This window comes from Acinetobacter sp. YH12046, from assembly GCF_013419905.1.
Lineage (GTDB): Bacteria > Pseudomonadota > Gammaproteobacteria > Pseudomonadales > Moraxellaceae > Acinetobacter.
Genome location: NZ_VOZF01000047.1, coordinates 1 through 11,960, shown reverse-complemented (window position 1 = coordinate 11,960; position 11,960 = coordinate 1). Strand labels below are relative to the sequence as shown.

Sequence of the window (11,960 nt, the reverse complement as noted above, 5' to 3'; positions counted from 1 at the left end):
ATAATTCAAGTGAATTTGTTTGAAAGAAGAACTTTAAAAGCTTTATTTTCACCCGATAAAATACCCATAAAACAAGAGGAAGCTCATTTGAGCTTCCTCTTGTGAAAAATTGTGGGACAGCAATGGGGGGCAGACAGCTTTTTTGGTACCGAATCATTCGATGGGCTGTTTATTAATGGTGAATATCAATCCCATCCAACGGCCAGCTTATGGGCCGAATATAAATTTCAAAGTTCAGATATTGATTACAATCAAGTTGCAGTTGGGATAAAAAATAAATTTCTGGAAAATGATCAGCTTTATTCAGCAGTTTCTATAGGCTTAGGAATGAGCTGGGTAGATGAAAGTGAAACGGATGCAGATCTTGGTCGAATCGATCTTGAATTGGATTATTTTACAATTCCCGTTGCATTGGAGGTCGGTTATAAAGTTGCTCCTGAAGCAGATTTAATTGGATCTTTTGGTTATCAATGGATGTTTAACCGTGATGCCAAGATTTGCATGAATGGCGCATGTGTCTCTGGCAAGAGTGATGATCTGGATTTGAATGGGGTTACTTATCAATTTAGTTTTCGCTATTACTTTTAGTGGCTAATCAATCGCCTTAATAGCGAACTCTTTTACTTAAGACTTGAAATTATATTTAGATAAAATTATTCATTTTTCACATAAATAAAGAATATTTTTATTAAAATTTAAATAGATAGGATGTAGGGATAGAAAAGAATAGAATTGTTTGTAGTGCTTTATTGATCCAGCCAAAATATTCTAATCTGCTTTTGAAAAAGTACAATTTAAATATTGTATAAGTCTTCTTTTAGAAGTGTAAAAGCGTATTGTTGGTAAAAAAAATCCTGCTATATTGAACTCATGGTAGGTCATAAAACGAAACGACGCTACCAATAAGTTGGACGGATCAATGACAGTTAGTTGAGCTCGAACTTAGGTTCAGGCAATAAATCTAGCACTAGCCATCCAATACAGAGCCCGCAGTGATGCGGGCTTTTTAATACAAAATTCTAAGCGAGAGTTGTTAATCATTTCGACTCTTTTATTTGTATGGCACATTCTTCATTAGCGGCAATATATAGTCGATAAAAAGTGCTCGCTAAAAAATCTTACATATTCGTTTGAAAGCCTTTCAAATAACTATGTTATAAGAATTCAGACAAGCAAATTTAATAATGCCAATAAAGGGAGGTATGACGATGACAAAAGATTTAATTGAAGTGCAAGTCAAAAACCAGTATGGCAAAATCCTGAATGTAAAAGCATTACTACGTGCTGGCGCTCAGCATAGTGATCCGTCCCAGCGTTTGGAACAGCAAGTCGACTATATTGTCGTGGATGATGAAATTATCAGACCAACAATTGAACTGTTATTTGCCAGTGAGCAGACCGACTGTATCTATCGTGTTTTGGATCCTAAATAAGGATTCGGGATTCATTAAGCTGCTTTGCGACCCTTAAAAAAGATATAGCTCATCCAATGATGAGCTTGATTTTGATATCTGAGTTCAGCTTCTTTATAAATATTTGATGCAGAATAAAAACTGATAAATTTAATTCGAAGAGATTGGATAAATTCTTATCTTTTCTCAGTTTCTTAATTTTTTATATTAAATAACATCAAGCTATCTACATAGATGATCTAAATGAACTTCTTCAAAATACGCTCTGAGAAAAGTATTATTTCAGAAAACTTTTAATGTGACATTTACATCATAACGGTCAAACTCGTCCAGAATTTGATACAAGGTTTGCTGTCCCAGTTCATCTGCAGGCCTAATATGTACTTCCTGATTGGTTCCGCTGTCAAAACATTCAATGGTTTGAATTAGCCAATGATGTTCGATTGAACTCTTTTGAATTAATACCCGTCGTGGCTGTAATACATCACTGATCTGGCGTGGTAGTACATAAGTAATCGCAAGTTGTATAGTGTCCAATTCTTCAGCTGGACTTAAAAAAGTGATTACCCAATTGCCCACTTTACTGAGCTGCATGGGATTATCAAAGGCATCGAATTCAAGATAGTATTGCATGGGAAGAAAGAGGATTAATTTATATTATTTCCTATATGCGCCTGTTTAGAGGTATGTTCTATCACGCTAAAGTATAAGAACGGTTAGGCGTGAGAAAGGATTAAATATTAAATTATTAAAAATCAATAAATTAATATTGATTTGCATCTATTTTTATTCTGAATAGCGATTAGTTAAGAGCTTTAAAGACTAAGATAGTCATCTATAAAATACTTTATTTCACTTGCTGAATAAAACAAAACATGATTAGTTAAAAATCCCTCTCAATATTTAGAGAGGGACGAAAAAATTTAATTTACAGCGTAAGGATCGCCGTATTTTCCAATGCTTTGCGTAGATAAGGATCTAAGTCATCCTGGCGAAGTAACCACTGAACATAGTCAGCAGGAAGATCGGCAATCGCAGTGCCACGGTGCTTACCAAAATTGATGGTCCGTGGAATACGCGCATCTTCAGATGCCTCATAGAGTTCTTCAATACTGCTGATTTTCAGGTGATGCACAATATGCATCAGGATATTTGCTGTCAAAATGATATCCATATCGGCGCGATGGGCTTTACGGATCATTTCCCGGGCGCGTTCGCTGCCTTTGGTAATCATATAGATTAATGCAGAGATATTATGTGCTTCAGCCTCTGGCCAAACACGGCGGGCGAGGGCAAGGGTACAAATTGCTTTAATATTCGATGAATCGACGCCACATTTTTCTAAGGCACGAATATCATAATCAATATTATGGCCAATGATATAAGTGGTTTCTTGCGGGAGTTCAAAGCTGCTGTAATGCGGTTGTCCTTCCAAATCGGACTGCAGAATATGATGTACGGCCATTGCGGCAAAGGAAATCGGTTCGTCGCATGAATAAAGCTGATCAAACAAGCGACTTTTATCCAGACTGATTTTATGGTCTATGATCTCTACAGGCGCATAGGCAATTTCAATGGGTTGACCATTCAAGGTATGGGTTTCAGTATCGAGAATGATAGCCTGCATGACGAGAATATGCCTGAAAAAAAGTGGATATCAAAATCTAACATTATTGTTTCGATCCTGACAATTGAAATGCCGGATTTCAACTTTAATTGCAGACTTTTTGACTGATATAGAATATTTGTAATCTACACTTATAAATAAAAGTTTTCAAAGTTTCTGTAAATATTTCCAAAACTTAAATTTATCGTGTTGGAATGGTCATAAATTAAATCGCTATTTATTAGAAAAATAACAAAATAATCTCTTGTATTTAATGAAATAACTTGGGAAATTATTGTCTAGTTTTATCAACTGATAAAGATAAAACTATAAAAATTATGAGAGATAATAATTAAGACAAGGATAAGATCGATGAAACGTCATGTATTGACTGGTTCTCTACTCGCGCTAAGCGTAGCTTTAACTGCCTGTAATGATAGCGATGATGATCGTTATTATGAATCCAAACCCGCTATTCCCGTAAATAATATTGACAATCCAGTCGTAACCACACCTGTAGCCTATACCAAAACAGATCTGACTGCTGTTGCCGATGAGAGCGTGGTCATGACCTATAAGATGTTAGGTATTAATAATAAGGAAACCCAAGCGACGGCACTGCTTTTCACTCCAAAAGGAACGCCTCCTGCAAAAGGTTGGCCGATAGTGGCATGGGCACATGGTACGACGGGTGTGGCCGATCAGTGTGCACCAAGTCGCAATGAAATAAATTCTTATATCAAAAATATGATTGCCGGATTCCTTCAAGCGGGATATGTGGTCGTTGCGCCTGATTATGAAGGTTTGGGTGAGCCGGGTGGAAAAGAACTTCATCCTTTCCTTAATCTTAAGAGTGAAGCCTATTCCATTACCGATGCTGTCGTCGCAGCAAAAGACTATTTAGGTTCGGAAGCCTCTAATCAATGGATGGCTGTCGGTCATTCTCAAGGTGGTCAAGCGGCTTTAGGCGCTGCCCAATATGCAGCACGTGCTTCTCAAATGACTTATAAAGGTACGGTAGCTTTAGCACCTGCTTCTAATTTCAGTCTGATTTTGGCAGGTGGTGAGGCTCAAGCTGGACAAGAACCAGATCTGAATAAAAAGATTCAAACTCTAGCCTCTTTAGATACTTTTACCGCGCTGATTGTCGCGGGATTGCGTAATCCGAATCCAAATCTGCAATATATTCAGGTCTTTAAAACACCAACAGACGAGATTGCCAAGAATGCCGAAACAGATTGTTATGATGTATTAGGCAACAAATTCGGTACGGCAATGGGAGCTTATGCCCAAACCAATGGGAATCTGGAAGAATATCCGCGTACTCAAGCTAATTTTATGAGTATTCCAGTAGTGAAGAATTTCCTGGATAAAGACTCTCAGCCTTTACAGGTTAAAGTGTCTACACCTGTGATTATTTATCAGGGAGAGGCGGATTCTACTGTTCCAAAGGCTGCAACAGATGTTTTAGTGAGCTTAGCGAATCAGAAACAAACCTCGGTACGATATATTACAGACGGTTCATGGGATCATGGTAGCGTCTATGCACTGAATATCGCTAATATTATTTCAGATGTAAAATCTCTAATGCCAATTCAATAACTTATTTTTATCTCTATAGCTCATGTTTTTTTAAGCATGAGCTATTTTTATTGCAAACTGAATAAAGTTCATGATCGAAATTGGCAAAGTTCATGTTACAATACGCGCCAATCTTAGCACGGCTTAAAAGCCCTAATTTAATAGGACCTCGCTAATGTTTGCCAATATCTCTATTGCTGAATTTGATCCAGAAATCGCTCAAGCAATCTCTAACGAAGATGCTCGCCAAGAAGCGCACATCGAGTTGATCGCTTCTGAAAACTATTGCTCACCAGCAGTAATGGAAGCTCAAGGATCAAAACTCACTAACAAATATGCAGAAGGCTACCCAGGCAAACGCTACTATGGCGGTTGTGAATATGTAGATGTCATTGAACAATTGGCAATTGACCGTGCTAAAGAATTATTTGGTGCTGATTATGCTAACGTTCAGCCACATGCTGGTTCTCAAGCAAACTCTGCAGTTTACCTAGCGCTGCTTAACCCAGGCGACACAGTATTGGGTATGAGCTTGGCTCACGGTGGTCACTTGACTCACGGTGCGAAAGTAAGCTTCTCAGGTAAAACTTATAATGCAATTCAATACGGTCTGAATCCAGAAACTGGTGAGATCGATTATGAAGAAGTTGAACGTCTAGCTGTAGAACACAAACCACGTATGATCGTAGCTGGTTTCTCTGCATACAGCCAAATCGTAGATTGGCAACGTTTCCGTGACATCGCGGATAAAGTTGGTGCTTACCTGTTTGTAGATATGGCTCACGTTGCTGGTCTGGTTGCTGCTGGTGTTTACCCAAGCCCAGTTCAAATTGCTGACGTAACAACAACAACTACTCACAAAACTCTTCGTGGTCCTCGTTCAGGTCTGATCCTTGCAAAAGCAAACGAAGAAATCGAGAAAAAACTTCAATCAGCTGTATTCCCAGGTAACCAAGGTGGTCCTCTGGTTCACGCGGTTGCTGCTAAAGCAATCTGCTTCAAAGAAGCAATGGCACCTGAATACAAAGCATACCAACAACAAGTGGTTAAGAATGCTCAAGCAATGGCTGAAGTTCTAATCGAACGCGGTTACGATGTTGTATCTGGCGGCACTAAAAACCACCTGTTCTTGTTGTCTCTGATCAAACAAGACATCACTGGTAAAGATGCTGACGCTTGGTTGGGTGCTGCACACATCACTGTGAACAAAAACTCTGTACCAAATGATCCACGTTCTCCATTCGTGACTTCAGGTATCCGTATCGGTACACCTGCTGTAACGACTCGTGGTTTCGGTGAATCAGAAGTTCGTGAACTTGCTGGTTGGATCGCTGATATCCTTGATGCTAAAGGCGATGAAGCTGTAATCGCTGCGGTTAAAGAAAAAGTTGCTGCTGTTTGCGCTAAATTCCCTGTTTACGCAAAATAAGCCTAACTTGAGAAAAGCCCCCTCAAGGGGGCTTTTTTGTTGGGTGATATTTTTTCTGACTCATCTTCTGCTGCTAGCTTTTACGATGAGTTAAAAGGGAAGATAAGATCAAAGCTTAATCAATCCTATATAGAAAATACTTATCCTTTTATAAAACAAAGTTGAGAAATACAGATCCTATAAATCTGATTTCGAAAAGAGTATTGAGTTTTTCTAAAACTGGTTACATTCTTTGAAAAACAGCTTTATAAGTTGAGTTAAGACACAATTTTTTTAGTAGCTAAAAATAGATTTTTTATATTTGAACTTAATTTAATCTGATTAACCACTTAGAACCTAGATTCATTCGCTTTTTAAAGACTATTCAATCATTCATTAAACAAGGTAGTAAGAATGGCTAAACCAAAAATTATTTTATCTGAACAGGATGTGGAGCGTCTCGAAACCATGCTTGAAAATCAAGACAAGCTCAGTGAGACCATGCTTCAACTGGAAGATGAACTGGCTCGTGCTGAAGTGGTCAAGCCAGAGGACATGCCAAGCAATGTGGTGACCATGCATGCGCGTGCATTGCTGACGATTGCACCATCAACGGAGCCTGTAGAAATCACCTTAGTCTACCCGCATGAGTTTAAAGGTGAAAAAGGGCAAGTGAATGTCGTAGCACCGATTGGAACTGCAATCTTGGGCTTGGCAGAAGGACAGACCATTGAATGGCCACAACCTGATGGTCAGTTGATGAAAGTCACGATTGAAAAAGTGCTGTATCAGCCGGAACGAGAAGGTGACTATCTATAATTTTTTAGTTAATTCGCCAATATAAAAAGGCCCCTATAATCGGGGCTTTTTAATATCCATGTTTTAATGCTTGGTGAGTTTATCCAGATAACCCATAATAAATGCAGAAATCACAAAAGTCAGATGCATAATGATGTACCACATGATTTTGTCATTCTCGACGTTGCGGGCATCCATAAAAATACGCAGTAAATGAATCGAAGAAATAGCTACGATGGAAGCCGCAACTTTGAGTTTAAGCGAATTGGCATCCATAGTGCCGAGCCAGTTCAGGCGGGTTTTATTTTCATCAATTTTGAGTTGTGAAACAAAATTTTCATAACCTGAAAACATCACCATCACAATAAGTCCACCAACCATGGTCATATCAACCAGGGAGAGAATTACCAAGATCAGGTCAGCTTCAGTATATTCAAAGATATGCGGCAGGACATGAATGACTTCCTGAAAGAATTTTAAGGCCAGCAATAATAAAGCGAATGATAAACCAAAATAGACAGGTGCCAAGATCCAGCGTGCGGCATACATCGTATTATGAAAAAAACGTTCCATTTTATTCTCAGGTTACCTACTTTATTGTTGATCTTGATCATAAATAATTCATGCTTAAAATTCGAGAATTATTTATGTTTTATAATGCCTTATAAGTATTCTTAAGTTTAAAAAAAGCTTAATTAAGACCATAAATTAATTTGGCATTTATTGTACTTATCCTTATTTGGTTGATTATTAGCCTATTTGAGGCTGATGGGAAAGGTTATAGAGCAACAGCAGGCTAGAAGCAAAATGATTCATACAAGAAATGACTGTAGGCCAAACTTAATTCCAACAATATCTTCAACGTATATAAAGAAAATTCTATGGCTTGAAGCATTCCTTTGCAAAATGCTACATGTTATGTTGAATGAAAAGACGTACTATAAAAATCGAATTCATTGAGTTTAAAGGGCCATGTCACAGATAGATGTTTTGATTCCAATCCAAGACATTGCAGTAGAGCAGAGCGAGATTCTAAGTATCAAGCGCAACGAACTTGTGCCTTTACTCCACGATCAATACAAGCTGAATCATTATGCGGACTCACTTATTCAGGCGCAGGCAGTACTATTAAATGGGGTAGATCCCCATCTGACCCAACAACTGAGCCATACTATTGAACAGCTGATTCACATGCTGGCTCAATCAAAAAAATATTTTAAAAAACGTAAATTTAATGCCTTGCAGAAATGGCTGGGTATTGATCTGGACTATGGCTCAAGTCAGGTTGAATACTATAAAAAACTGGACTATTTACTGGATCAGGCAGATCACCTTAGCCGTAAGTTGCAAATTGAAATCCAGAAATCCCAATCGCGATTCCAGCAGCTGATCGGTTTACGTGAGCAAATGGCCAAGCATATTGTGGCAGCAGAAGAATTTTTATCTGAATATCCGCAGTTTGTAAGGAATCAGCATCCACTGGATAATTTTTCTGAGCGGCTGTCAAAAAAGGTGCATACCTTAAGAACCTTGCAAAGCAGTAATGACATTGCCATTACCCAGATGCAATTGTCCCAGCAACTGTCTTATAGCCTACTGGATCGGTTTAAAGAAGCGCAACAGGTGCTGATTCCGGCCTGGCAATATCATGTCAAACAAAGCCAGACGAAACACTCGACAAGTGATCTGGAAAAACTTGATAATAGCCGGGACAATTTGATTAAAACGTTAAAAAAGTCACTCGAGAAACCCTCGAATACATAACAATATAAGGTGAAACATGACCAAATCTGATGTAGTAAATTTACCTGTCGAAAGCTCAACTGAACTGACTGAACAGAAGTTTCAGCAAATGGATCTCAAAGAGCTGGGCTTGCAGCCTGCCGATTTTCAGGGGGTCTTGGCAGCACGTAAAGAACTGCAGAATATGAGTCATAATAGTGTGGCCGAATATGGCAAAAATATAGCCACCAAAACTTCAAGCTATACCGATGAATTGCTGAATCTGGTACAAAATAAAGATCTGGATGCAACCGGTCAAAAGCTGAATCAGGTGGTGCAGGTGGCACAGCAACTGAATACCAGCAGTATCTTGAACAAGAAAAAAAGTTCAGGATTTCTGGGCAATATCATCAGCAAATTTAAGGGCGTGAAAGATAATTTTGACTCGCATTTCAATACCACTAAAGAACAGATTGATGTACTGGTCAAGGAAATTGAAACTTCACAATCTGGATTAAAAGCCCGCGTTGATACCCTGGATAAAATGTTCGATGGGGTGCAGGAAGAATACAAGCAGCTGGGTATTCATATTGCAGCTGGACGTTTACGTGAACAGGAATTGCAGCAGGAAATTGCTGCGCTTACAGCTTTGCCACAAGATCAGAGCACCACGCAAAAAATCTATGACCTAAATCATCTAGCCAATAATCTGGAAAAACGCATCAGTGATTTACAGGTATTGCAGCAATCTGCGATGCAGACTTTGCCTATGATCCGGATTATCCAGTCCAATAACCTGATGCTGGTGGATAAATTCTATGCCATTAAAAATATTACGTTACCGGCATGGAAAAACCAGATCAGTCTGGCCATTTCACTGAATGAACAGAAGAACAGCGTACAGCTGGCCAATACCATTGATGATGCGACCAATGAGCTTTTACGCCGTAATGCAGATTTATTGCATCAGAACTCGGTCGATACGGCAAAAGCCAACCAGCGTTCCGTTATTGATATTGAAACGCTTGAACATGTGCAAAATACCCTCATTAAAACTGTTAATGATGTGATTCAGATCCAGAAAGAAGGTGTACAGAAACGTACTGAAGCAACGGTACGTTTAAGAGCCTTACAAGATAATCTGAATCATTTGGTGATTGAATCAAGTACCAGTGGATCTAAACCCAACTAAATGCAGTAGGGCCAAGATCTAAAAAAAGGAGTAGAGATTGCCGCCCTTAGATGAATATGCTGTAAATCCTCAGGAAATCAAGCAAGGGGTCGTCGCACTCAAAAAGCGTCAACGTAATTTGATGCTTTTGGGACTGACCACCTCTACGGTCTGTATTGCATCCGTGATAGGTCTATTCTTTCAGCAGGAAATGGTTTATGGCTTTTTTGGCCTGAGTACTCAGCTTCAACAGCTGCATTTACCAGTCAGTGTCGATGCTAATCTGGCCAGTATTGGGGATAGTCCGGATTATTTCTTTGCTCTATTAAGCTGGTTTGGCTGGCTGATTCTGAAAATCTTTGCCTCTTTTATTGGTGCATTTTTTCTGGTTGGATTGCTGAAGAAGTTTCGCTTCTTCTATGTGCGCTTTCAGTCTTTCATATTGAAGTTTGTAGGCTGGCTGATTTCCTTTATCGTGATCTGGTCAGGACTGACTTATTGGCAATATGACCTGAGAAATGACCGTGAAGACGCTTATCAGCAAGTGGTCTATTACGATAGTAATATCAATGATAGTGAAGTGGCTCGTTATCTGGTTGATTCCGATATTGCTTCACCGGTGAAATCTTATTTACTTGCCCAAACTGCACTCTTGCATAAGCCTGTGGATCTATCCGCAGCCAGACCTTATGTCGCACAAGTAGTTGAAGCAGAGCGGCAGGATAACAAGTTTGAACAATACGGATTTAAACCGGAACAGATCTGGACCATGCAGCAACAGGTCTATGGCAAAAGTCTAACGCCTGTGGCACAAAGTGTAGATCGTCAAGCCCAGCAAGCCGAACAAGTCAGCAAGATTACCAATGTCATCATTATTGGCATTGCCATCTTATTTGCCTTGCTTAGCTTAATCATATTTGTACTAGCTAATTCAATTAAGGGGCGTTCGCTACGTATTGAACAGCGAATCTTCTAAACTTAAAAATGCTCCTTTAAAAGGAGCATTTTTATTTTCCAATCTATATTCGGTTTCTTTGGGATAAAAGGCATAAATTCTAGCGATAATAAAAAATAAAATGAGGAGATGGTTTTTGATCTATAAAAACGATCATTAAGATAAAAACAAACTGTTTTACCTATTTTTGTTATTCACTTAATATAGCTTCATCGAATAAATATTTACTCCCTTGGAGACGTTAGCAATGTTAGATCAAAATACTTCAGCTCAATTAAAAACACTACTTGAACGTTTGGAAGGCCCGATTGAATTAGTGGCAACTCTGGATGGCTCTGACAAATCAGCTAAAATCAAAGAATTGGTTGAGGAAATCGCCCAGCTTTCTGATCTAGTGACTGCCCGTTTTGACGGTACCAACAAACGTGCACCAAGCTTTGGTGTGGCAAAAGCCGGTGAACAGCCTCGTGTGTTCTTTGCAGGCTTGCCGATGGGTCATGAGTTTACTTCCCTGATTCTGGCATTGTTACAAACTTCAGGCTATGCACCAAAAGTCTCTGCCGAAGTTCTGGAATCAATTAAAGGTTTGGGGATCAAATCTGACTTTGATGTATTCGTATCACTCAGCTGTCATAACTGTCCGGATGTCGTTCAGGCATTGAACCTGATTGCCATCTATAACCCGGGTACAACAGCCACCATGATTGATGGGGCTTTCTTCCAGGACGAAGTGGAAGAACGCAAAATCATGGCCGTACCAATGGTGTTTCAGGACAATGAACATATCGGTCAGGGTCGTATGACACTGGAAGAAATCATTGCCAAACTGGATACCAATGCTGCAGCCAAAGATGCTGAAAAACTCAATGCCAAAGATGCATTTGATGTCTTGGTAATTGGTGGTGGACCTGCAGGGAATACTGCAGCGATCTATGCAGCACGTAAAGGTATTAAAACTGGCATCGTGGCTGAACGCATGGGCGGTCAGGTCATGGATACCATGGACATTGAAAACTACACATCAGTGCAAAAAACCCAAGGTCCGAAATTTGCCGCTGAAATGGAAGCACACGTGCGTGAATACGGCGTTGACATCATGAACCTGCAACGTGTGTCTGACATCAAAGGCGCAGATAGCACAGCGAATGGTCTGGTAGAAGTGACTTTAGAAAATGGTGCGAAACTTGAATCTAAAACAGTCATTCTGTCTACCGGTGCACGCTGGAGAGAGATGAATGTTCCAGGTGAACAGGAATACAAAACTCGTGGTGTAGCGTATTGCCCACACTGTGATGGTCCACTGTTCA

The 11,960-nt window shown here is 39.5% G+C and carries 12 protein-coding genes; 9 read left to right on the top strand and 3 right to left on the bottom strand.

Annotation, left to right across the window (positions count from 1 at the left end; genetic code table 11):
- The first annotated feature begins 111 nt into the window (after positions 1 to 111).
- Both FTU03_RS15170 and FTU03_RS15165 read left to right on the top strand, forming a co-directional pair.
- A complete protein-coding gene (locus tag FTU03_RS15170) occupies positions 112 to 588 on the top strand; it encodes a hypothetical protein (protein WP_257225645.1) in 477 nt (158 codons plus the stop codon).
- Positions 589 to 1,208: 620 nt separating this feature from the next.
- A complete protein-coding gene (locus tag FTU03_RS15165; protein ID WP_179993418.1) occupies positions 1,209 to 1,433 on the top strand; it encodes a hypothetical protein in 225 nt (74 codons plus the stop codon).
- A 261-nt stretch (positions 1,434 to 1,694) separates the two neighbouring features.
- Here the strand turns inward: FTU03_RS15165 and FTU03_RS15160 are convergent, their stop codons facing one another.
- Both FTU03_RS15160 and FTU03_RS15155 read right to left on the bottom strand, forming a co-directional pair.
- Positions 1,695 to 2,045 carry a hypothetical protein gene (locus FTU03_RS15160; protein WP_159124509.1) on the bottom strand — a complete coding sequence of 117 codons (351 nt, stop codon included), beginning with the start codon at positions 2,043 to 2,045 and terminating at the stop codon, positions 1,695 to 1,697.
- A gap of 295 nt (positions 2,046 to 2,340) precedes the next feature.
- Positions 2,341 to 3,039, bottom strand: coding sequence for a putative quorum-sensing-regulated virulence factor (locus FTU03_RS15155; protein WP_179993419.1), 699 nt, complete (start codon positions 3,037 to 3,039; stop codon positions 2,341 to 2,343).
- Between the two features lie 351 nt (positions 3,040 to 3,390).
- Here FTU03_RS15155 and FTU03_RS15150 point away from each other — a divergent pair, with 351 nt between their 5' ends.
- The 3 genes from FTU03_RS15150 to rnk all read left to right on the top strand — a co-directional run bounded on the left by FTU03_RS15150 (position 3,391) and on the right by rnk (position 6,826).
- The gene (locus FTU03_RS15150; RefSeq protein ID WP_179993420.1) at positions 3,391 to 4,620 is read left to right on the top strand and encodes an alpha/beta fold hydrolase; all 1,230 of its coding nucleotides are present in this window, start codon (positions 3,391 to 3,393) and stop codon (positions 4,618 to 4,620) included.
- Between the two features lie 154 nt (positions 4,621 to 4,774).
- A complete protein-coding gene (glyA, locus tag FTU03_RS15145; RefSeq protein WP_004784306.1) occupies positions 4,775 to 6,028 on the top strand; it encodes a serine hydroxymethyltransferase in 1,254 nt (417 codons plus the stop codon).
- A 393-nt stretch (positions 6,029 to 6,421) separates the two neighbouring features.
- Positions 6,422 to 6,826 carry a nucleoside diphosphate kinase regulator gene (gene rnk / locus FTU03_RS15140; protein ID WP_034171243.1) on the top strand — a complete coding sequence of 135 codons (405 nt, stop codon included), beginning with the start codon at positions 6,422 to 6,424 and terminating at the stop codon, positions 6,824 to 6,826.
- 63 nt (positions 6,827 to 6,889) lie between these two features.
- Here rnk and FTU03_RS15135 read toward each other — a convergent pair whose 3' ends face one another.
- On the bottom strand, positions 6,890 to 7,378 hold the full coding sequence (locus FTU03_RS15135) for a TIGR00645 family protein (RefSeq protein ID WP_005236522.1): 489 nt from the start codon (positions 7,376 to 7,378) through the stop codon (positions 6,890 to 6,892).
- Positions 7,379 to 7,777: 399 nt separating this feature from the next.
- On the opposite strand from FTU03_RS15135, the gene FTU03_RS15130 reads away from it, so the two are divergent.
- The 4 genes from FTU03_RS15130 to FTU03_RS15115 form a co-directional block, all read left to right on the top strand.
- A complete protein-coding gene (locus FTU03_RS15130) occupies positions 7,778 to 8,569 on the top strand; it encodes a tellurium resistance protein (RefSeq protein ID WP_159124512.1) in 792 nt (263 codons plus the stop codon).
- A 16-nt stretch (positions 8,570 to 8,585) separates the two neighbouring features.
- Positions 8,586 to 9,719, top strand: coding sequence for a toxic anion resistance protein (locus FTU03_RS15125; protein ID WP_179993421.1), 1,134 nt, complete (start codon positions 8,586 to 8,588; stop codon positions 9,717 to 9,719).
- A 37-nt stretch (positions 9,720 to 9,756) separates the two neighbouring features.
- Positions 9,757 to 10,674, top strand: a complete 918-nt coding sequence (locus FTU03_RS15120; RefSeq protein ID WP_166135984.1) for a hypothetical protein — start codon at positions 9,757 to 9,759, stop codon at positions 10,672 to 10,674.
- 226 nt (positions 10,675 to 10,900) lie between these two features.
- Positions 10,901 to 11,960: FAD-dependent oxidoreductase (locus FTU03_RS15115; RefSeq protein WP_179993422.1), on the top strand; the 1,060-nt coding region annotated here is incomplete at its 3' end.

Coding starts and splice junctions, on each gene's coding strand:
- FTU03_RS15150 (WP_179993420.1), top strand. CDS start 3,391: ATGAAACGTCATGTATTGACTGGTTCTCTACTCGCGCTAAGCGTAGCT.
- FTU03_RS15160 (WP_159124509.1), bottom strand. CDS start 2,045: ATGCAATACTATCTTGAATTCGATGCCTTTGATAATCCCATGCAGCTC.
- FTU03_RS15125 (WP_179993421.1), top strand. CDS start 8,586: ATGACCAAATCTGATGTAGTAAATTTACCTGTCGAAAGCTCAACTGAA.
- glyA (WP_004784306.1), top strand. CDS start 4,775: ATGTTTGCCAATATCTCTATTGCTGAATTTGATCCAGAAATCGCTCAA.
- FTU03_RS15165 (WP_179993418.1), top strand. CDS start 1,209: ATGACAAAAGATTTAATTGAAGTGCAAGTCAAAAACCAGTATGGCAAA.
- rnk (WP_034171243.1), top strand. CDS start 6,422: ATGGCTAAACCAAAAATTATTTTATCTGAACAGGATGTGGAGCGTCTC.
- FTU03_RS15155 (WP_179993419.1), bottom strand. CDS start 3,039: ATGCAGGCTATCATTCTCGATACTGAAACCCATACCTTGAATGGTCAA.
- FTU03_RS15130 (WP_159124512.1), top strand. CDS start 7,778: ATGTCACAGATAGATGTTTTGATTCCAATCCAAGACATTGCAGTAGAG.
- FTU03_RS15135 (WP_005236522.1), bottom strand. CDS start 7,378: ATGGAACGTTTTTTTCATAATACGATGTATGCCGCACGCTGGATCTTG.